The sequence below is a fragment of the Oceanobacillus sp. GQ8 genome, from assembly GCF_059758495.1.
Genome location: NZ_JCAXEV010000001.1, coordinates 37,302 through 59,088, shown reverse-complemented (window position 1 = coordinate 59,088; position 21,787 = coordinate 37,302). Strand labels below are relative to the sequence as shown.

The 21,787-nt window shown below is 38.4% G+C and carries 23 protein-coding genes; 4 read left to right on the top strand and 19 right to left on the bottom strand.

Annotation, left to right across the window (positions count from 1 at the left end; genetic code table 11):
- The first annotated feature begins 22 nt into the window (after positions 1-22).
- A complete protein-coding gene (locus AC6CHS_RS00295) occupies positions 23-1,336 on the top strand; it encodes a prepilin-type N-terminal cleavage/methylation domain-containing protein (protein ID WP_498233509.1) in 1,314 nt (437 codons plus the stop codon).
- Positions 1,337-1,398: 62 nt separating this feature from the next.
- Here the strand turns inward: AC6CHS_RS00295 and AC6CHS_RS00290 are convergent, their stop codons facing one another.
- The 6 genes from AC6CHS_RS00290 to AC6CHS_RS00265 all read right to left on the bottom strand — a co-directional run bounded on the left by AC6CHS_RS00290 (position 1,399) and on the right by AC6CHS_RS00265 (position 6,118).
- On the bottom strand, positions 1,399-2,079 hold the full coding sequence (locus tag AC6CHS_RS00290; RefSeq protein ID WP_498233508.1) for a metal-dependent hydrolase: 681 nt from the start codon (positions 2,077-2,079) through the stop codon (positions 1,399-1,401).
- A gap of 72 nt (positions 2,080-2,151) precedes the next feature.
- Positions 2,152-3,687 (bottom strand): polyamine aminopropyltransferase, encoded by a 1,536-nt coding sequence (locus AC6CHS_RS00285; protein WP_498234524.1) that lies wholly within the window; start codon positions 3,685-3,687, stop codon positions 2,152-2,154.
- A gap of 118 nt (positions 3,688-3,805) precedes the next feature.
- Complete coding sequence (locus tag AC6CHS_RS00280; RefSeq protein ID WP_058951063.1) at positions 3,806-4,201, bottom strand: DUF350 domain-containing protein; 396 nt, start codon at positions 4,199-4,201, stop codon at positions 3,806-3,808.
- 15 nt (positions 4,202-4,216) lie between these two features.
- A complete protein-coding gene (locus AC6CHS_RS00275; protein WP_498233507.1) occupies positions 4,217-4,852 on the bottom strand; it encodes a DUF4247 domain-containing protein in 636 nt (211 codons plus the stop codon).
- A 74-nt stretch (positions 4,853-4,926) separates the two neighbouring features.
- Positions 4,927-5,592: a PspA/IM30 family protein gene (locus tag AC6CHS_RS00270; RefSeq protein ID WP_379549379.1), complete on the bottom strand. Its 666-nt coding sequence runs from the start codon at positions 5,590-5,592 to the stop codon at positions 4,927-4,929.
- 13 nt (positions 5,593-5,605) lie between these two features.
- Positions 5,606-6,118 (bottom strand): DUF4178 domain-containing protein, encoded by a 513-nt coding sequence (locus tag AC6CHS_RS00265; RefSeq protein WP_498233506.1) that lies wholly within the window; start codon positions 6,116-6,118, stop codon positions 5,606-5,608.
- 143 nt (positions 6,119-6,261) lie between these two features.
- On the opposite strand from AC6CHS_RS00265, the gene AC6CHS_RS00260 reads away from it, so the two are divergent.
- Positions 6,262-7,359, top strand: a complete 1,098-nt coding sequence (locus tag AC6CHS_RS00260) for a M24 family metallopeptidase (RefSeq protein ID WP_498233505.1) — start codon at positions 6,262-6,264, stop codon at positions 7,357-7,359.
- Between the two features lie 46 nt (positions 7,360-7,405).
- Here AC6CHS_RS00260 and ald read toward each other — a convergent pair whose 3' ends face one another.
- Together ald and AC6CHS_RS00250 are read right to left on the bottom strand one after the other, a co-directional pair.
- Complete coding sequence (gene ald, locus AC6CHS_RS00255) at positions 7,406-8,524, bottom strand: alanine dehydrogenase (protein ID WP_036572089.1); 1,119 nt, start codon at positions 8,522-8,524, stop codon at positions 7,406-7,408.
- A gap of 167 nt (positions 8,525-8,691) precedes the next feature.
- Positions 8,692-8,853, bottom strand: coding sequence for a hypothetical protein (locus tag AC6CHS_RS00250; protein ID WP_182858829.1), 162 nt, complete (start codon positions 8,851-8,853; stop codon positions 8,692-8,694).
- A 185-nt stretch (positions 8,854-9,038) separates the two neighbouring features.
- On the opposite strand from AC6CHS_RS00250, the gene AC6CHS_RS00245 reads away from it, so the two are divergent.
- On the top strand, positions 9,039-9,467 hold the full coding sequence (locus AC6CHS_RS00245; RefSeq protein ID WP_498233504.1) for a universal stress protein: 429 nt from the start codon (positions 9,039-9,041) through the stop codon (positions 9,465-9,467).
- Between the two features lie 93 nt (positions 9,468-9,560).
- On the opposite strand, the gene AC6CHS_RS00240 is transcribed toward AC6CHS_RS00245, so the two are convergent.
- From AC6CHS_RS00240 to AC6CHS_RS00220, 5 genes are all read right to left on the bottom strand, one after another.
- The gene (locus AC6CHS_RS00240; RefSeq protein ID WP_036572085.1) at positions 9,561-10,742 is read right to left on the bottom strand and encodes an acetate kinase; all 1,182 of its coding nucleotides are present in this window, start codon (positions 10,740-10,742) and stop codon (positions 9,561-9,563) included.
- A 6-nt stretch (positions 10,743-10,748) separates the two neighbouring features.
- A complete protein-coding gene (locus AC6CHS_RS00235; protein ID WP_498233503.1) occupies positions 10,749-11,735 on the bottom strand; it encodes a class I SAM-dependent methyltransferase in 987 nt (328 codons plus the stop codon).
- A gap of 154 nt (positions 11,736-11,889) precedes the next feature.
- On the bottom strand, positions 11,890-12,390 hold the full coding sequence (gene tpx / locus AC6CHS_RS00230; RefSeq protein ID WP_106897167.1) for a thiol peroxidase: 501 nt from the start codon (positions 12,388-12,390) through the stop codon (positions 11,890-11,892).
- A 145-nt stretch (positions 12,391-12,535) separates the two neighbouring features.
- Positions 12,536-12,988: a GerW family sporulation protein gene (ytfJ, locus tag AC6CHS_RS00225; RefSeq protein ID WP_036572079.1), complete on the bottom strand. Its 453-nt coding sequence runs from the start codon at positions 12,986-12,988 to the stop codon at positions 12,536-12,538.
- Between the two features lie 14 nt (positions 12,989-13,002).
- Positions 13,003-13,611: a DUF2953 domain-containing protein gene (locus AC6CHS_RS00220; protein WP_498233502.1), complete on the bottom strand. Its 609-nt coding sequence runs from the start codon at positions 13,609-13,611 to the stop codon at positions 13,003-13,005.
- Between the two features lie 130 nt (positions 13,612-13,741).
- Here AC6CHS_RS00220 and AC6CHS_RS00215 point away from each other — a divergent pair, with 130 nt between their 5' ends.
- Entirely contained in the window at positions 13,742-14,542 is an 801-nt protein-coding gene (locus AC6CHS_RS00215) for an NAD kinase (protein ID WP_498233501.1), read from the top strand.
- 52 nt (positions 14,543-14,594) lie between these two features.
- Here AC6CHS_RS00215 and AC6CHS_RS00210 read toward each other — a convergent pair whose 3' ends face one another.
- The 6 genes from AC6CHS_RS00210 to refZ form a co-directional block, all read right to left on the bottom strand.
- On the bottom strand, positions 14,595-16,199 hold the full coding sequence (locus AC6CHS_RS00210) for an amidohydrolase (protein WP_498233500.1): 1,605 nt from the start codon (positions 16,197-16,199) through the stop codon (positions 14,595-14,597).
- Positions 16,200-16,377: 178 nt separating this feature from the next.
- Positions 16,378-16,578 (bottom strand): alpha/beta-type small acid-soluble spore protein, encoded by a 201-nt coding sequence (locus tag AC6CHS_RS00205; RefSeq protein WP_036572074.1) that lies wholly within the window; start codon positions 16,576-16,578, stop codon positions 16,378-16,380.
- Between the two features lie 95 nt (positions 16,579-16,673).
- The gene (gene thiI, locus AC6CHS_RS00200) at positions 16,674-17,876 is read right to left on the bottom strand and encodes a tRNA uracil 4-sulfurtransferase ThiI (RefSeq protein WP_498233499.1); all 1,203 of its coding nucleotides are present in this window, start codon (positions 17,874-17,876) and stop codon (positions 16,674-16,676) included.
- A 6-nt stretch (positions 17,877-17,882) separates the two neighbouring features.
- The gene (locus AC6CHS_RS00195) at positions 17,883-19,022 is read right to left on the bottom strand and encodes a cysteine desulfurase family protein (RefSeq protein WP_498233498.1); all 1,140 of its coding nucleotides are present in this window, start codon (positions 19,020-19,022) and stop codon (positions 17,883-17,885) included.
- A gap of 115 nt (positions 19,023-19,137) precedes the next feature.
- Positions 19,138-20,829 (bottom strand): septation ring formation regulator EzrA, encoded by a 1,692-nt coding sequence (gene ezrA / locus AC6CHS_RS00190; protein WP_498233497.1) that lies wholly within the window; start codon positions 20,827-20,829, stop codon positions 19,138-19,140.
- A gap of 200 nt (positions 20,830-21,029) precedes the next feature.
- Positions 21,030-21,662 (bottom strand): forespore capture DNA-binding protein RefZ, encoded by a 633-nt coding sequence (gene refZ, locus AC6CHS_RS00185; RefSeq protein WP_498233496.1) that lies wholly within the window; start codon positions 21,660-21,662, stop codon positions 21,030-21,032.
- Positions 21,663-21,787: the final 125 nt, after the last annotated feature.

The following is a 21,787-nucleotide window of genomic DNA, read 5'->3' as shown; positions in this document are numbered from 1 at the left end:
GCATTTTAATGGATGTGAAAATATGAATTTTCGACAACTTCATAATGAAAAAGGGTTTACACTTGTTGAACTCCTTGCTGCACTTGGTTTATTAGCAATCGTCATAACATTATCTTCTAGTGTCTTAATGCAATTATTAGGCAGTGAAAAAGAGGCAAGTGCTAATATATCGTTGAAACAAAATACCAACGTTTTACTTAGTGAGATGAGAAATCAGTTTACGGAAGGTCGTAGTATTTGTTATGACGGAAGACACGGTGACCTAGAAGTAGTTTCTATGAACTTAACAAATGGTGATCAAGAATTAACAGAGGAAAATGGTTGTTTTACAAACGCTAATAATTCAAAAGCAATGCAGGTTAAACTAACTGTCAAAAGTAAGACCGATAAAACATATACAACTGAAACGACTTGGAACAAATCGGAGCCTTATAATCTAGCTATTCAACTAAAAGACAGCGATGATATTGATGATGTAGAAAATGACGAAGAAGGGAAACCTCCTGAAAAAGATGAGTACTGTGATTATTATGGTGATAAGAAATTTAGTCAATCAACATTTGGGGAGTGGAATTCCTGTTTAACTCCTACAGTTCACCAAGGAAATGCATGGTTTCCAAATGGGATAACAATTTTTGAAGGAATACGCTTTACAATCGACTATAATCTCTTTTCTGACCAAGCATTTATCTTTAATCACAACTCAAAAGCATTTATTAATAAAAGTGCGAAAGTGAAAGGGGACCTCGAGGTAAGATCTTCTGGGGAACTTAATATAAAAGAACATTTAATTACTGAAGGGAATGCCACACTACAAGAAAACTCCCGAACAAAAATTTTAAGAGATGCTCGCTTTGAAAAGGATTTAAAAATGACATCAAAAGGCGAACTAGAGGTAGGCGAGAATTTTTCAACCCAAGGCAACCTAACAATGCACAATAATAGTCATATTACAGTAAATAATAATGGAAAGCTTCTAAGCAATGTTTTTCTTACAACCAGTAGCTCTCTCAATATCAAAGGTAACTTGACTTCTAACAGTATATTATTAGAAAATGAGTCCACCATCTTTGTCAACAAGAAGGCAGAACTTTTAAATAGTGTAAGACTTAAAGGCACCTCCATGATACATATAAAAGGCGATGCTCACTTTTATAAAGATATTCATGTGCAGGATAGTTCAAAAATAATAGTCGAAGGCAACGCCACATTCGATGGACCGATAACTCCTAAAAATGGAGCAGGTTCGATTTGTGTAAAAGGTGATGCTGATATTAAACAAATGCCGGACTCCGATATAAAAATCACCCAAAACGACTCAAGTTGTGGAAGATAAAATTCCTATCAACTAAAATAGCCAGAGAGCACCCGCTCCCTGGCTTTTCTTATAGCTCCTAGTTAAATCTCCAAAACATCCCCAATTTTCATTGCTTTCCCTTTTCCTACACTCACTTTCTCAGCAAATGTGTCTGGATTTTGCTCGATCACTGGGAAGGTATTGTAATGCACTGGCACTGTTGTCTTAGCGTTTATCCATTTTGCTGCAACCAATGCGTCTTCTGGTCCCATGGTAAAGTTATCACCAATTGGTACAAATGCGACATCTATGTCGTTCATTTCACCAATTAATTTTAAGTCTGAGAATAATCCTGTATCACCAACATGATAAATGGTCTTACCATCAATTGTTAATAAAATACCAGCTGGCATACCAGTGTAGACGGTTGATCCATCCTCTTGCGTGTAGGCAGAACCGTGGAATGCCTGTGTGAATTTTACTTGGCCAAACTCAAAAGTGTGCTTCCCGCCTATATGCATGGGGTGTGTCCTCAATCCTTTATTGCCTAAGTACTCTGCAAGCTCATTAGGTGCCACGACTAAAGCATTGCTTCGCTTGGCAATTTCAAATGTGTCTCCCACATGATCATTGTGGCCATGTGTGAGCAGAATGACATCTGCTTTAATTGTGTCGGCATTTAAATCACATGCCTCATTACCTGAGATAAATGGATCAAAAAGGATCGTCTGTGAGGCGGTCTCTACTTTTACTACGGAATGTCCATGATAAGATACTTTCATGATATCTCGCTCCTTTTCAAAATATGTCTCCCTACTATTGTTCTATAAGAAGTTCTCTATTCCTTTACCCGTTTAGTAATTTTCCCAAGCACGTTCATAAATTTGAATTAGATGCGGATCGATTAGAGTATTTGGTTTTAACACCGTTTCCTCCCCATCCTTCCCAATAATCTCTTGGTCTTCATCTTTACCGAATTCGGTTAAGCTACCTAACATATCTTCCTCTAGGAACCTGGTTTCGGGCTCAATTGTCAGGTTTTGAATATTAATTTCCTCTCTGCTCGCCATTACAAATCCCCAATTTCCGAAGCTGGGCACATCCACATGAAGATTCTCTGTATTTAGGCCTGTAGAAGCGATCGTTTCAGAAATCGTCCAATAAACCTCTCTAGCAAAAACAGGGCTTGTAGCCTGTACCATCATAGCTCCTTCTGCTGTTAGGTGGTTTCTTGCCAAGGAATAGAACTCCTTTGTATAAAGTTTGTTTAAACTTTCGTTATTTGGATCTGGAAGGTCAACGAGAATAACATCAAACCATTCATCACTATTTTCAAGATATTTAAAAGCATCCATGTTTTTTACTGTCACTTTTTGGTCTTTTAAAGATCCTTCATTCAATTTCAATAGCTGTTTATTAGTATTCGCTAATTCGACAACAGCAGGGTCAAGATCCACTAAAGTGAGCGACTCTAAGGCATCATATTTCAATACCTCTTTTGCAGCAACCCCGTCCCCACCGCCTAAAATTAACACGTTTTTAGGCTCATCTATAAAGGACATTGCTGGATGCACAAGTGTTTCATGATAACGGTATTCATCTGTAGAACTAAGCTGCAACGAACCGTCCAAATAAAGACGCACGTCTTTCTGATCTTGAGTAAGGATAATTTTTTGATAGCTGCTTTCTTCCATATGTAATATTGGATCCTTATACAATTTCTGTTCAAAACTAAAGGCGAGTTCTTCTCCAAAAAACAGTCCGAGAATAAGTGACAATGCGATAACGACACCACAGACAGCGTGCACCATAAAATGGCGAATTTCTTTACGAAAAAGCCATAACACAATCAAAGCAACGGTTACGTTAATACAACCAACTAAAAAGGCTGATTTTACCATACCGAATTGAGGGCGTAGTAGGAACACAAATAGCAAACCGCCAACTAGACCACCGGCATAATCAGAAAATAAGACTCTAGCTGTACTTCGATTAAGTGATACTCCTATCTCATTTGCTTTTCTTATTAGTATAGGCAATTCAAAACCTGTCAATGCACCGACTAATGCGGTGATAAAGTAGAGATAGAAGGCATCTGTTCCCTCAGGTGCAATTGCGGTGATTCCAAACATGGTAAAGCTTGAGAAGCCACCAATTATAGCAACCCCAAACTCAACCCAAATAAAGGAAATAATCAGGTTTTTCATCACTTTTTCACTTAGACTTGCCCCAATTCCCATACCAGTAAGAAAAAGAGAAATGGTTAAGGTGTATTGTTTTACACCATCTCCTAATATATAAGACCCCAGTGCGCCGAATAGGACTTCAAATATAATACCGCAAATGGATACAATCCCTGAAGCCCAGTAGATAATGGTACTTTTCTTCATAGCTGCATCTTTCAATTTTAATCACTCCATCTTCTTACTTCCATGAAAATAAATGTGGCTTCCGCGTCAGAGAACGTCGGAAGCCATGTTAACCCTTTTTAAACAATCGCCATATTTTTTAGGTTATAGAAGCACCGATGACTAATGCTAAACCAATAGATACAGCCATGGAAATAATGCCGACTGCCAGGTTGTTCTTAAGTAACTGCTCTTCCACAGAAAATTTTCTAGTAAGCAGATCAAACACACCGTACGCGATCATTTGCAGAACAACGCCAAACAGTCCCCAAATAATGGTTTCTTGAATCTGAATGCTGTGATAAATTGCAAAAGCTAATACAATACAAATCCCGATAATTTTTCCGGCAATGGATAACGCAACGGCCTGGTTGCCGTTCTTTACTTCTTCCATGTCTTTATATTTTCTTGTCATGTTTTCAAATATAATAAGTCCAATTAATACGATTACGACCGATATTGCAAAATAAATTAGTGTATCAATAAATGGTTGCATCTAAAAACCCTCCTTTTATTTTCCGGAACCTGGACCGCCTCCACGGAATGTTCCACTTCCACGACTTGGCGCTCCGTAACTTCCACTTTTATAACCACCATAGCAATCCCCTGATTGGCAAGAACGTGCTCTACGATTGCTCCAGCCATTCCCTAAGAAACTGTCGAGCAGTCGATAGGTAAAATACGTCTGCAGAAAACTAGGTGAGTAATTATTTCGAACAAACTCTTCACTGGCCACTTCAATTAAAATTACGTTATCATCGCTTTCACTATGCTTCAGTGTAACAAAGTCATTTGGATAAACCATGATTTGCTGATTATCTTTTTCTTCACTTACATTCTCCGGCTCTATAGCGGAAGAAAACAATGATACGAGCTCTTCTTTAGTAAAACGCTGTGTGGCAAAAATTTCCGCTTCATATGTATCACCATTCACTACATCAAGCAGAGGGAAATGTTCCTCTACTAAATCATCAATTTCATTACTGTTGTCTGATTCTATAGCGGCAGCTAGTTCAGATTTGCTCGGTTCATCCGGCATATCACCCGCACTAACATTGGCATCTTGTTCCATACCGCCAGGACCACATGCTGAAAGTACGCCTAGCATAATGATTACCATTCCAAGTAACAGCCATTTTTTGTACAATAAAATCCCCCTCTCTCTACTAAAGTTTTATATTATTAATAGGAGCAGCAGTACTGCTCCTATTAACAACTAATTTATTTTCCCATTTTCTTCTTTAACTCTGCTAGTTCATCATCCACTTCGTTTTTGCCCAAATCTTCAAACTCATCATCAAGTGTACGACTAGCTTGTGACATGTCTTCACTTGTTTCAGCTTCTGCTTCAAATTGCATCACTTTCTCTTCCATACGCTCAAATCCACGCTTGGAATCATCATTACCGATAGAAGACATCGTACGATTCATTTTGGTTCTCGTTTTTGCAGATTCAGCACGTGCTTTTAATGAATCCTTTTTCAGTTTCATTTCTTGATATTCTTTTTTCATTTCATCAAGCTTTGAGCGAAGTGAAGTAGCATCTTGTTCAGCACGCTTCCAAGATTCGTTCAAAGTGGTTGCTGTAGCTTCATGATCTTTTTTATCTTCCAGTGCGCGTCTAGCTAGGTCATCATTACCTGCCTCTATCGCTTGTTCTGCTTGTTTTTGCCTTTTTTCAACCATTGCCTGAGCATCATTGGCTTTTCTTTTCAACATTTTTTCATTGGCAATCTGCTTGGCAACAGCTGCTTCTACTTCTCGAATATCTTCAGCCATATCTCTCATAAACTGATCAAGCATTTTCACCGGGTCTTCTGCCTTATCAAGCATGGCATTTAACTCTGAACTTACAACTGTTTTCATTCGACCAAAAAATTTAAACATATATATTCTCCTCCTATTTAGATCCTGCTAATATTTTAATTTCATAATCTTCAATGGAATAACCGTAGCTGGCTTCTATTTCCGTACCCCATGATTCAAAACTGAGATATCTTTGCTCTGATTCATCCATGTATTCAGCATAGTGGGTTTCTGAACCATTTAAAGAGGTGCTTCTTCCTTCACCCGTCACCCTAGCTGAACCTGTCTCTTCCAGGTAGTATTTGCTGTCTTCATACGTTATTTCTTTTGGATACGGCTTTTGAATCGGAAGTTGTACCTTTCGATAAATCCCTAACTCCAGTTCATCATCCATTTCAGCCGCTAACCAAATGGTATCATTTCCTTCCAGCAATTGATAACTATACCACTCATAGCTCCCACCTCTATATGTTATCTTTCCAACAACCTCATAGTCCCTAAGGTCATAGGTGATAATATCGCCAACTTTGATGGAAAGCACTGTTCTTTCTTGAGGAGCTGCTGTATCATTCTTTTTTTTGGAAAAGATCCTGGAAAATAGCCCCATTAACTCACCTCACATCATTATAACTTTTGTTGCTATTAGGTATTACGTTCTAAAAAGAATTTGGTTTCAAAAAGTAATATTTTTTTACATTTTGGATTCTCTGTTATACTTTAGTATAACACTACATATGAAGGAGTGCCTATATGACAAGTAGAATAGATTCATTATTAAAAAGCATGAAGGAACAAGATCTCGATAGTATGTTTATTACATCAAAAGCCAACTTTTATTATCTAAGTAATTACTATACGGAGCCACATGAGCGCTTAATTGCAGTGTATGTATCTCACAGCATGGACCCTATCCTTATTGTACCATCAATGGAAGTAGAGGATGCAAAACAAGCAGGCTGGCAATTTGAAATTATTAGCTACCGTGATCACGAAAACCCTTGGGAACTTTTCTCCAAAAGGCTTAAAGACTCGAACCAAGTCCCTGCCTCCATTGGATTGGAACATGATCACATTACATTAGAACGTTACGAAGCAATAAAACAGTATCTATCGGATACAACTATTCGCGATGGTAAGGAAATATTGGCCAACTTACGAGTGGTAAAAGATAAAAAAGAATACACTTTATTAAAGCAGGCAGCAGCACTAGCTGATTTCGGTGTCAAAACAGGTGTAGAAGCAATCCAAGAGGGCGTAAGTGAGTTGGAGCTAATTGCAAAAATCGAATATGAGTTGAAGAAACAAGGGATTCAGGAAATGTCCTTCAATACGATGGCTCTATCTGGAACAAAAACTGCTTCTCCACACGGAACGCCAAGTATGAAAAAGATTGAAAAAGGCGATATCGTATTATTTGATCTTGGTGTTATTTTTGAAGGATATTGTTCTGACATTACCAGAACAGTTGCCTACAAATCAATTACCGAAGAGCAAGAAAACATCTACAATACGGTATTACAAGCTGAACAAAAAGCGATTGAGGGTTCTCAAATCGGAACCTCTGTTGGAAAGCTCGACCAAATTGCGAGAGGGCATATTGAAACCGCGGGCTATGGTGACTACTTTACCCACCGTCTAGGGCATGGCTTAGGTATTGAAACACATGAATACCCGTCCATGCACAGCAATAACACACTACCACTGAAAACAGGAATGTGCTATACCATTGAACCAGGTATCTATGTGCCAGGACAAGGTGGCGTCCGAATTGAAGACATGGTATACATGACAGATAAAGGAGCGGAGATCTTAACCGCATATCCAAAGGATTTACAAATTATTGAATAGACAAGAGATAAGCAAAAGCCTGCAGGATACACTGCAGGCTTTACTTTTATCTTTCTAACAATACATGTGCATCATCAAACTCTAGACCGTGTGATGCCGCGACAGCTTCATACGTCACGTAGCCATCTAACGTATTTACCCCTTTACACAAAGCTTCGTTGTCTAAACAGGCTTTTATATACCCCTTATTAGCAAGTTGAAGCGCATACGGAACCGTTACATTCGTTAAACCGATAGTAGACGTTCTCGGTACGGCTCCAGGCATATTTGCCACCGAATAGTGGAGAACCCCATGTCTTGAATAAGTAGGATTATCATGTGTTGTTATTCTGTCACTCGTTTCAAAAATTCCGCCCTGATCAATGGCAACATCTACAATCACGGAACCTTCGGGCATTTGTTGCACCATTTCATCTGTCACAAGCTTCGGAGCTTTGGCACCTGGGATAAGTACTGCACCAATAACTAGATCCGATTCTGAAATAGCTAGTCCAATATTAAGCGGGTTGGATATCATCGTATTAATTTTAGAGCCAAAGATATCGTCAAGTTGACGTAAACGTTCCGGGCTTAAATCAATGATCGTGACATCAGCACCTAAACCAACAGCTATTTTTGCTGCATTTGTCCCTACGACTCCGCCTCCAATAATCGTTACCTTCCCTCTTTTAACACCTGGAATACCAGCTAATAAAATTCCTTTTCCACCCTTAGGCTTTTCCAAAAATTGAGCGCCAATTTGGGAGGCCATTCTTCCTGCTACCTCACTCATCGGTGTAAGCAATGGTAATGAACGGTTGTCCAGTTGTACAGTTTCGTACGCTATTCCAACCACTTTTTTCTCAATTAATGCCTTCGTTAACTCAGGCTCTGCTGCAAGATGTAAATAAGTGAAAAGGATAAGACCTTCATAGAAATATTCATACTCCTCAGGCTGTGGTTCCTTAACTTTCATGACCATTTCCTGCGCCCAAACCTCCCGTGCTGATTCCAGAATAATAGCACCGGCTTCTATATATTGTTCATCCGTAAAGCCAGAACCCAATCCCGCTTCTGTTTCCACATATACCTCGTGTCCTGCATCAGATAACGTATGTACCCCGGAAGGTGCCATAGCAACTCTGTTTTCATTGTTTTTAATCTCTCTTGGAATCCCTATTTTCATCGCTCTCGCCCTCCAATTTCTGTATAATCATAATCATTTTTATGAAAGCACTTACACTACACTAACATTATACTACATTATGTACCTAAAGCTACATTACCAAATTCTTACGCAAAGGGGAAGAAGAAATAAATCCTTCTTTAAAAAGAAGGATTTATTTCTGCATATTATCTTCTGCGGTTATTAAAAGTATGGATGTTTTTATTGTTGTGCAACTGTTCAACAACACCACTTTGATAGCTCTCATTTAATTGGTTTTGTACAGCTGCAACGCCTTTCTCATCTTCAAAAATATTTTCTGGAGAATTATCTTTCTTTTGTTTGCTCAAGATTATCACCTCCAATTATAGGTTGTCCATAATCGTGACATGTTATCTTACATACTTCTTTCCAGTAAAACCAATTGAGTGCTTCTCGCCATTTACAAAGTACTGAAAATTTATATAAGAAAAAAGATTTCAATTGTGATTCAAATTATATGGGTATATACTTAAACTAAAGGGGGAGATGTAGCATGGAATATAAAAATATAGTGGTAGCTGTTGATGGATCTCAAGCGTCTGAAAAAGCTTTTAAAAAGTCACTAGACATTGCCAAACGCAATCATGCTCGTTTAATTCTTGCACATGTCGTGGATTCCCGTACGTTTGCTTCCGCAGAGGCATATGATCGTACCCTCTCCGAAAGAGCTGACAGCTACGCTAAAGAATTACTCGATACGTATGTTGAAAATGCAAAAACTGCTGGAGTTGTGGACCTAGTTCGCTCTGTAGCATATGGTTCCCCAAAGGTTAAAATAGCAAAAGATATTGCACAGGATTTCGAAGCAGATCTCATTATATGTGGTGCTACCGGAATGAGTGCTGTTGAAAGATTTTTAATTGGAAGTGTTTCCGAAAGTATTACGCGATATGCCTCATGTGACGTGTTAGTGGTACGATAAACAACGTGTCTTTTTAGAATTAGTCAAATGAACAAATCAACCACCAATAAAAAAGGTTTTGCCACTTAATACGGGCAAAACCTTTTTAAAAAATTAAGCTAGTCGCAACGTGTCACGAGCGATCATAACTTCTTCATTAGTCGAAATAACAATAACCTTAACTGGAGAATGCGGATAGTTAATGAACTGATCCTTTCCACGAATCTGGTTTAGTGCAGGGTCCCAATATACACCCATGAATTCCAGACCATGTAACACTTTTTCGCGGATTGTTGCACTATTCTCCCCGACACCTGCTGTAAAGATAATTGCGTCTACACCAGACATTTTTGCAGCATAGGAACCAAGGTATTTGTGAATACGGCCAGCGAAAACTTCAAGTGCTAATTCTGCCCGCTTGTTTTCTCCTGATTGTTGCTCAATATCACGCAAGTCACTAGAGAATCCAGAAAGTGCAAGCATTCCACTTTCTTTGTTTAATACGTCCATTACTTCTTCCGCTGTCTTACCTGTTTTCTCCATAATATATGGGATAAGAGCCGGGTCAATGTTACCAGAACGTGTCCCCATCGTCACACCAGCTAATGGAGTGAAGCCCATAGACGTATCAATGGATTCTCCACCTTGTATAGCAGCAATACTAGCACCATTACCCAAGTGACATGAGATTAGTCTTAATTGCTCAAGAGGAACGCCCATTAGCTCAGAAGCGCGCTGTGAAACGTACTTGTGGGAGGTACCATGGAAACCATATTTTCGGATCCCATAATCTTCATAATAATCATATGGAAGACTGTATAGGTAAGATGATTCAGGCATCGTTTGGTGGAATGCTGTATCAAATACTGCTACCATTGGCACATTCGGCAAGATTTCTTTAAATGCATTAATTCCAGTTAAATTGGCAGGGTTATGAAGTGGCGCAAGCTCTGAAACCTCTTCGATACTTTGAATTACTTCATCTGTCAACTTGACAGAATCACTGAATTTTTCTCCGCCATGTACCACTCTGTGGCCAATTGCATCTAATTCATCAAGGGACGTAATAACGCCTGTATCCGTTAGAGAAGCCAATAATTTCTTTACAGCCTCTTCATGATTCGGGATGTCTCCAACAAATTTATCCTCTTTATCATTAACTTCAATGGTGAAAACTGCTTCTGGAAGACCAATACGTTCTACTAATCCCTTTGCCATTACTTCCTCATCTGGCATTTTTATTAATTGGAATTTCAAAGATGAACTACCAGCATTAATTGCCAATACATTACTCATTGTTGCTCACTCCTTATTATACGTTTGGAACCAATTATTCATTTGTCCTAAGATATCTGCCATTGCGTTGGTGTTTTTCAATGATGGCATTTGCACAAGCAAAGGCTGTTTTGGCGCACGAGAATCCTGGGATTTTTTCTGCAGAAGGAGAATGCTTTTTACATTCTTTTCTGATTTAAAAACACTTTCAGGTAAACGAACGACCCCAACAATATGCGCATACTCCTGAATGTAACGGTGGAGTTTGTCCGATTGATCACTATCAAACAGAAAATCAGGTACGACATAAATCATATAGCCGCCTGGTTTAGTATAATTCATCCCTTGTTCAATAAATAAATGATGGGCATATGAATGTCCTTCATCAGCTTTCAGCTCATATTGTGCTGCTTGCACATCATCAGGATAATAGCCTACTGGTAAATCTGCCACTACCAAATCAACTGGATCTAGTAAAAACGGTCGAATGCTGTCCTGATGGAAAAATTCGATTTGCTTCTCTTGTAAATTAGCATTCATAACAGCAAGCTGTATCAACGTAGGATCCACTTCTGAAGCAAATGCTTCAACTGGCTGTTTTAATCGATCAAGCACTGTGGATAGCAAGTTAGCAGTACCACCTGCTGGATCAAATATCCGGACCTTTTCATTTGCAAGCATTACCTTTTCTGCGAAATACGCAACTAGCAAAGCTACGGTTTCAGGTGTCATCAAATGTTGCTGCTGAGTTGAATCCTTCATCCCTTTTAGCATTGCCAACTGTGTCGCTTTTCGAACTTCTTCTTTTGAAAAATCCGCTAGTTCAAGTTCAGCTATAAACTGCTGCAATTTATGTGAAGTTATGTCATCTTGATTCTCTGGTATCTCCTGCATAAACAAAATTTCCATTGTCGTTGCAAGGCTATCCAAATACGGTTCATGACGTTGTTGTTGAATAAGGTTCGTTGTTTGATCTAGCCATTCATATAATAGCTCTACATTTGATTTCCCCATTACAATCCTCCATTCGTTCCTAAAGCGTTTCTATTGTACCAAAACAAATGGCTATGTACAAAGCAATGGCAGCTAAGCATGTTACGAAATTCACTGAAAGTGTTTTCACAGTAAAAATCTCTCTCAACTAAAGAGCGAGAGAGATTGGAGTCGATTATTCTGCTTTCTTGGCAGCATCCAATGCAGCATCATAGTCAGGGTGGTTACTGACTTCACTGACATATTCAACATATGTGATGTTGTTGTTCGAATCAACAACAAAAATCGATCTCGCCAGCAATCGTAATTCCTCTATCAAAACACCGTAGTTTTGACCAAAATTTGCATCCCGGTGATCCGATAGAGTATCAAGACTGTTAATTTCGTGCTTGTTGACCCATCTTTTCTGTGCAAAAGGGAGATCCATACTTACTGTTAACACCTTAACATTACCTATCTTATCCGCTTCATCATTAAACCGTTTTGTCTGTTCAGCACATACCCCTGTATCAATCGAGGGAACGACACTGATTAGTTTTACTTTCCCGTCATAATCACCAAGGGATACAGAATTGAGATCATTGCTCAAAACATTAAAATCCGGAGCCTTGTCCCCAACCTTTACTTCTTTCCCAACTAATGTGACAGGGTCTTGATGGAATGTAACATTTGCCATATGAAGCATTCCTCCTAAATAATTGTATTCCCTTGTATTATGAATATAAATTTGGGCCTTGTCCAACAATTTCTGCCTTATTTGAGCAATAAATTATTGAAAACCATTACATTCATCATACTCTGTCAATTGAAAGCCTAATCATTTAAATATCGTACTGAGACGGGGAATCTTTGGATTTTCTAGATTGCTGTTCTTTAGGTTTTTTTCCTTGTGTGGAGTCTTTAATAATTTGTTGCACTTTCTCAACCACTTGTGGAGCAAAATCAAGCATTTTTTCATAAATATGGGTATGTTGATCAAGGTGAACCATCTTGATTCCTCTTTCACTGACAATAAGGAATGCCACAGGTGTAATGGAAACACCACCCCCACTTCCTCCACCAAAAGGCAATTCTACTTCACTATCACCTTGGGATTTTCCGGCATTAAATTCGCTACCTCCAGCCGCAAAACCAAATCCTAGTTTTGAAACTGGGATAATAACACTTCCATCAGGTGATTCAACTGGATCTCCGATAATGGTGTTTACTTCGATCATGTCCTTTAAATTTTCCATTGCTGTCGTCATTAATCCTTGAATTGGATGTTCTTCCATAATTAATTTACCTCCTATAACTCAGTTTTAGGTTGAAACGATTCTCCCTTAATTACAGTATTTTTTAACATATGGACGAGAGCGTATATAGCTTGCCCAATTCTTAAGGATGCAATGCATTCTAATCTTGTATAAAAACATGGTTGCTGAAAATGAGGTACCACTTGAATTACAGGCTTACACTTCATTTGACTATGCTGTACCAAGTAACAGATTATGACACCTTTGATTGACCATACTCCACCCGCCACAAGTCCTGTGGTTCCAGCATCACCAGTACCCCCTTCTGTATGCCAGACAAGTTTTTGAAAACGAACACGCTTTAGCACGTTAGTCACTGACTTTCCAAGTCCCTTCACAATATGGAATTCCTGCTTCAATACATTTCTCACGTTGGAAAAGGATATATTGTGAGAGCCCTTTTGGGAAGTATCGGCTTCTAAAGGTACTTTTCTGCGAAAGACACAAATACGAAGCACATGTATACGAATCTCTAACCAATGATTGTCAGTTGTATAAACAAGGTTAGCAGTAAAGTAGACACGAGTGATGAGTAGTAAACAAATTAATAACAGAATAAGGAGAATCGTGATCCAGATCATAAGAAACCCCATTTCGCTCATTTGGTTAGCTATTACTATTTTGCTACACGTTTCCATTTTCTACTCTTATAATATTCCTCTTTTTGGTTAAATCGCTTTCAAAATGGTATGATATATTTGTATCTAATTAGCATTGGAGGTATGGAAATAAATGGAGCAACGTAGAAATATCTTTTTTTATTATAAAAAGGATGAGGAATTACAGAATAAATTAGAAACTTTATTTGATCTTGCAAAAGAAAACGGTTTTAACATTGTAGAGGACCCACAGAATGCAAATATAATCGTCAGTATTGGCGGTGATGGCATGTTCTTGCAAGCTGTCAGAAAAACAGGATTTCGCGAGGATTGCCTTTATACGGGAATTACACGCTCTAAAGAGTCTGGCTTGTATTGCGACTTTAATATGGACAACTTTGATGACATGCTAGATACAATGAGGCATGCAGAGATGGAGGTTCGCCGCTTCCCTGTAATCAACGTGGAGGTTAATGGTGAAACATCCTTTGAATGTCTAAATGAATTAAGCGTTCGTTCTACTTTAATTAAATCGATTGTGATTGACGTTAAAATTGACGATATGTATTTTGAAACGTTCCGAGGCGACGGTCTAATTGTAGCAACCCCAACTGGAAGTACAGGGTATAACAAGTCAACGAACGGCGCGGTTATTGATCCAAAAATTCCTTGCTTCCAAGTGTCCGAGCTCGCTTCCATTAATAATAATCGATATAGAACACTCGGTTCCTCTTTTGTACTTAACAGTGATAGAAAATTATCATTAGAGATCATCCAAGACGGAAATGATTATCCGATTATCGGCTTGGATAATGAAGCCTATTCTATTCGAAATATTCATGAGCTAAATGTAACACTTAGTGACAAAGCAATTAAAACAGTGAAGCTTAAAGACAATTCATACTGGGATCGTGTAAAACGAACATTTTTATAAGGTTTCCAATCGAAGCTTGCAGTTAAGTCATACTAAACACAACCCCCACCTCCTATAATGGAGTGGGGGCATTTTTATATACGATATTTCCATCTATAACTGTCATTGCTACATTGATTGCATGAATGGTTTCCGGTGGAACTTGGAAAATATCTTCTTCTAGTATTGTGAAATCTGCACTAAACCCTGGTGCGATTTTGCCTCTGGTTTCTTCTTGGTTAATCACATAGGCACTGCCTGAAGTGTATAATGTTACTGCTTCAAACACGCTCAAACATTCTTCTGGACAGTAAACCTGATTATCAATTTGTGACTTTCTCGTTACGGCTGCCTCTATTCCTAATAATGGAGAGACTTCCTCAATGGGTGCATCTGAACCACCAGCACATTTTACACCTTCATCAAGTAATGTTTTCCATGCATAGGACAAGGCCAACCGTTTGTCCCCTATTCTATCGAGCACCCACGGAAAATCTGAGGAAACAAAGGATGGTTGAATGTCGACTACTACGGGAAGTTCTTTCAACATCTGTAAAGAATGTTCATTTAGTATTTGTCCGTGAATAATTCTGTCTCTAGCCCCATTAGATAATGGATACTTTTTTATGACTCCAGTTATTGCATCAACAGCTTGATCTCCTATTGCATGAACTGCAATTGGTAAACCATGAAGCCGTGCTTCTTTCACTATCTGTTCAAGCGTTGCTTCGTTGTGAATGGCTACACCATAATTCCCTTTTTCATCAGCGTATTCCTCTGTCAGCCATGCTGTTCTGCCACCAAGGGCCCCATCAGAAAAGATCTTAACTGCACCTAATTCTACATATTCGGTACCTTCAAGATAGCCTAGTCCTTCATCAACCATGTCTGACATCACTTCATGATGGACAAGTAAATGTGCTTTAAACTTTCTCGTCTTTCCATCAATGGCATTCTTGAATGCACCAAATGTTTTATGAAAACCGCCATAATAGTTTAAATCCTCACTATGCCCACCAACTAAACCTTTTGACATAAGATCATCCGTAGCAATATTAATAACTTGCTCAAGATAGTCTTGTGACACACTTGGCATGGCATTTTTAATGAGTTCCTGTGCTGTATCTAAAAAATACCCTGTCGTCTCTCCTGCATCGTCTCGTACGATAATGCCACCTTGAGGATCAGGACTTTCCTCCGTTACGCCTGCTAGCTCCATTGCCTTGGTGTTTGCTAATATGGCGTGTCGACAGACACGTGAAAGCATCATTGGATTATGGGGACTAATTTTATCAAGCACTTCTTTATGTATGATGGAAGCGTCTTGCCATTGATTTTCATTCCATCCTTCCCCAATCAGCCACTCACCTTCACTTAGATTGGCAGTCCGATTGTTTAGCGCCTCCACTACTTCTGTTGCTGATTTCATTTGAGATAAATCTAATCGGAGCAGCTTTTCTCCATGGCCTATTATGTGTAAATGACTATCTACAAGTCCAGGAAGCATTGTCTTACCTTGAAGGTTTTCCACTTGTTCAATTGAAGTTGCATAAGTATGGTATAGTTTTTCATAAGTGCCAACAGCCTTTATTATACCTTCTTCTGTGTAGACAGCTTCAATTGCAGTTCCTTCCTTCTCCATCGTGTAAATATTCCCACCAAACCAAATTACCCCCATAGATGCTCTTCCTCTCTAGATATGTTTATTAAGTTCTACTTTAAAAAGAATATTTCAGTTTAGCAAGTAATATAGCTTTTTATATCTAATTTTCAAAATTATTCTTTTTCATTTTGCCCAAAATTAAGGACTGCCCGATTTCGGACAGTCCTAACCATAAATTATAAAATTGTAATTGTTATTTCTGTCCGCCAAATTGCTGTTCAGCCATTTGTACAAGACGTTTCGTAATTTCTCCTCCAACAGAACCGTTGGCACGAGAAGTAGTATCAGCACCAAGTTGTACTCCAAACTCGCTAGCAATTTCTGTCTTCATTTGGTCCAATGCTTGTTGAACACCAGGAACTAATAATTGATTTGAAGAATTGTTACTTGCCATGTTAGTTCACCTCCCTTGGTAACTATAGAATGTGTTATCTCAGGGGAAAACATGCACGGATTAGGCTGGTATATCTTAGAAAAAATCGGTTGTATTTAAAACAGATCTTCAAACGTTGGTTCCATTGTTGTTTCTGCAGTAACCTTCACTTTTTCAATGCCAGACACTGCTTCCTCAATCAGCGCAGTATAATCTTTTGTGGATTCATAATAATTGGCTTTCTCTCTTTTTGGCTTCGTTTTTGGTGCTTTAGGTACAAAAATTGTACAACAATCCTCATATGGCAATATGGAAGTTTCATACGTCCCAATTTGCTGGGAGATCTGAATAATATCAGATTTATCCATCGTAACAAGAGGACGAATCACGGGATAATTCGTCACTTCATTGATTGTATTCATACTCTCCATGGTTTGACTTGCAACCTGCCCAAGATTCTCTCCTGTTGTCATGGATAAGATGGATTCCTGCTCACAAACCCTCTCACTGATTCGCATCATCATACGACGCATAATCGTCATTGCATAGCCATCAGGTATTGCCCTGAAAACTTCCTGTTGTAGCTTCGTGAAAGGAACGATATGCACCTTAATGGAGCCACCAAACCTGGTAAGTTGTTTTGCTAAATCCAGTACCTTCTGTTTTGCTCGATCACTTGTAAACGGAGGAGAATGAAAATGAATTGCTTCTAATTGAACGCCTCGTTTCATTGCCAAATACCCTGCAACAGGACTGTCAATTCCTCCTGACAATAGAAGAAGGGATTTTCCGGAAGTCCCTACAGGCAAGCCTCCTAGACCTTTTACAACACTTGATGTAATATACGTTGCTTCATTTCTGATTTCTACTTTTATTTCTAAATCTGGTTGATGGACATCAACCGTGTATCCTTCTGTATTGGTTAAAAGGTGTCCCCCAAGGATTTGGTTAAATTCTTGGGAACGAATAGGGAAATCTTTATCAATTCGTTTCACCGTCACTTTAAACTTTTTAACCTCTTCACTGTTTTTCAAAGCATAAAGAGCTGCTTCTTTCACTGCTTCTGGTTCATTTTCTACCTTTATAGCAAGGCTTAAACTTTGAATACCAAAGATGTCTTTACACTTTTCGATAATCGGAGCAGGATCTGAGCCATTTAAAATGATAAACATTCTTCCCTGGGTCCGTTTTACCTTTACATTAGGAAAAGCTTTTAGCTTTTGCTGAACGTTTTCCTGCAGTCTTATAATAAATTTTTTAATGTTCTTCCCTTTTAACGCCATTTCACCGTAGCGAATTAGTATGTGATCGTATTCCATTATTATCTACTCCATAACTTTTTTAAATTGATGTACTGCCTGTTTCAGTGCTTCTATAAATTGTTGAATTTCTTCTTTCGTAGTTTCATACGATAAACTCACTCTTAATGCAGATATGGCTCGATCTCGAGGAAAACCACATGCCACCAAAATTTTACTCTCATCTGATTGTTTAGAAGAGCAAGCAGATTTGGTTGAAATATAGATGTCCTTGTCTGCCAATATATGAATCATTACTTCTGGTTTTGTACCCGGTACAGAGAAATTAACAATATGTGGGGCTGCATTGTCTGGAGTGTTTATAACTACCTCAGGTATTTCCTTCAAAGAATTAAGAAGAAAGTCTCGGACACTGTATAGATGGGCAAGTTTTGTAGCCTCTTTTTCTTTAATGAGACGAAGAGCTTTTACCATCGATACAGTACCAGCCACATTTTCAGTACCAGAACGTAGGTTTCGTTCTTGTTCACCACCGTGAAATAAAGGGAAGAGTGTTGTTCGATTATCTACATATAAGATCCCTGTACCTTTAAGGCCATTAATCTTATGACCTGACATCGTACATAAGTTAATCCCCGGATGAGACAGAGGAAGTGGCACTTTACCTAATCCCTGTACATCATCTACATGAAAAAATATTTTCGGGTATGTTGCAACAAGGTCAGCGATTTCTTTTATCGGTTGTATACTCCCTAACTCATTATTCACATGCATTACGCTAATTAGAATGGTATCTTTCCTAATTGCTGCTTTCACATCAAGTACAGAAACAACACCAGATTGATCAACTGGTAAATAAGTAATATCAAAACCAAGCGATTCTAAGCTTTTACATGCTTCAAATACGGAAGGATGTTCTATTTCCGTTGTAATAATATGCTTACCGCGTTGCTGGTGCTGTAAAGCAATACCTTTAATTGCCATATTATTACCTTCTGTCCCCCCTGAGGTGAAAACAACCTCTTCTTGTTTCACTCTCAACAGCTCAGCTGCTTGTTTCTTCGCCATATTCAATAGCTTCTCCGCTTCCCCACCAAAAGGATGAATGGAGGACGGATTTGCAAAATAATGTCTTGAGATTTGTTCAAAACTAGTTATTACACCTGGATCAGGCTTTGTTGTTGCACTATTATCTAAATAAATCATATTACGGACTCCTTGCAATAAACCTTTTATTATATTAGAACACAGAAGAAAAAGGATATTTCTATAATATCCTTTTCTTTTTAATGAATATTTATTTAAGCTACCTATTTATCGTTTAATTTGCAGTCAATTGATATTCCTCTATACGTTTTAAAGCACCTGGCTCAATTTCTTCAATTGCTTTGGCTGCTTGCTCTAATGAAAGCTCATATTCGTAGGCACGGAATAAGCGCTCTGATTCAGCTAGCTTTGCAGCAAGTAATGGATATTGACTGCGGTACCGATTAGCATATTGAATAACCTGTTCTGTCAGATACGCTTGTTCAAGCATCATATCTGTTTGCTCTGCTACTTGTTCAACGGCAGTTGCAGCATCGCTTAACGCCTTTTGTACTTCGGCCATATCCAATGGCTGCTTTTCGAGTGTTTTAATAACGCGATTATTTTTCTCAGACGCTGTCTCCATGGAATTCCATATAAAGGTCGGAATGCCAGGTACATTGCTCTTCTTTAATTTACGTTGTATATCATACAATTGATTACGCATTTCCGTCAACTTCTCTTTTGCTTCCAACTCATCTTTACGAAGATTTCGGATCCTTACCTTGAAGGCTTCATGATTTTCTTTCATTTCCTCCAATTGGATATATCCATCTTCTACCAGATTTCTAAGTTCCGAATGCGAAGCTTTATCATTTGTAAGTTTCTCTGATAGTTCTTCCAGCTCAACCGTTAATTTCCCAATCGACTTTTCTAGAGCCATATAGCGTTCCATATCACCATCTTCAAAGTAATAGGCTTTCTTTAATTGCTCTACTTCAGATTTCGTGTCTAGGAAAGCTTGGTTCATATCTGCTACAGCCTGCTGATAGCTTGGCACCTGTGTGTCGAGATAGCTCTTAGCAAGTGCTTCTTTTTCCAATAGCTCGTACATTTCCTTTATACGTTCTTCCATTTCTTCCATAATCGCTTCTACTTCTTTTGTCTCGCCTTTTTCCATGGCTTCAACAGTACTTGCTAGACGTTCCTGATATGTACGTATCTCTTTTTCAAATGCCAAATGCTCGACATGATACCCTTCATCCTTCATCTCTTTAAGACCGGAAAACAATTGATCTAACTGTGCTGGTAGCTCATGTTTGCATTTCTTGTAATAGTAAGGAAATGCGTCAAATTGCTCCTCAAGTTCGTGAATTTCGATAGTAAGTTCATCGACAACCTGTTTAGCCTCCATATAATCGCCGGCCTCTGTCGATTGCTCATAGACCAAAGTCTTTTCCTGTAGTGTATCTAGTTGGTTATCGAAATATCGTTCGGCTTTTCCATATTGATATCGGTTTTGGGAAAGTGCTTTTTTCATTGCTTTTATTTTAGGATTTAAAGTGTCCATTTCTTTTCGGCTTTGCTCTTCCGACTCTAACAGAGTGTCTACTTCCGCAAGCAGCTTCTCTATGTTAGCTTCGATTGTCTGCAATATCTCTTCAACATTATTTAATGTCTTTTTGGCTTTAGAAAAACGGTATTTGTCCGCTGCCTCTTCTGCATCAAATAAATGCTCTTCAATATCAGGAAGTTCTTTGGTTAAAATATGCTCCCAGCGTTCCTTCCAGGATTCAAACTTATCCTGTGTTTCTCCGGATAAATTTAATGTCTTAATCCTTCCCAACTGTGAGGCAATGTTCCGACCCATAATGTCCATTTTCCAAGCCTCGTAACGATCCACGACATCGTATACACGTTTTCTGAGAATAAGACCGATAATAATTAATGTAATGATAACTAGTACAATTCCTATGAAGTATGCCATAAATTGCCTCCTAACTATATTCCTATTTAAGAGGATGAAACGTTGAAGAGCCTCTTGAAGAACATAAAAACCGTTATTTAATATGATAGTACTTATAATACCATGTTCGTAGTGTTTTTGGCTAAAAAAATACAAATAATTTGCAGCTTCGACATATAATGCTTTATTTTTCATGAACATATTGTATGAAAAGTTGCGTTTTAAGAGGATGCAGTCTTGTCAGCAGGATCTTTTGCAGCGAAATCAATCCAATGATGAATACTCTTCACGTATTTTTCAGCAAATTGTCTGTGGGAGTACTGTCCAACCACCTGATTTTTCCATTCATTATGCAATATATATGGTGTTGTGAGCATTCCTTTAAACTGCATGAGTAAAAAGCTTCGTTCTTCAGGGTCTGTCTTTTTATTAATGCGAATAACCGCTTCAAATGCCTTACTTACATAGAAGTTTTCTTTGGCCAAGTATGTTACCGCCATTTCCCTAACAAACACGGAATCCAACGATAGTTCTCGATGAATAAAACAGGAGAATTGATGATGCATTTGTTTATAATGTATAATAGTTGAAATTAACTCTTTCAATTGATCAAGTGCAGAAAGCTCTTCTGTTTCGAGCAAAGTTTCTTCTATCGCTTTCAAGTATGCTTCATAATAATACGAAACAGCATATTCTAAAAGACCTTGCTTTCCTTTAAAATAATAGCTGATGAGCGACACGTTAACAGAAGCACGCTCTGCAATATCACGTACCGAGGTACCGTGAAAACCCTTTTGAAAGAACAGGGACGAGGCTGCGTCAATCACTTTTTGTTTTGATGTGTTTGGTTTCATCCTATTCAACTCCTTACTTGTCCTTTACGACAAAGAGACGGGTAATCCTGCATTTTTTGCTCGACAAAAAAATTAACGATGTCGAATTTGCAAACTTACCATACATTACAATGAAAGGAGTGTGC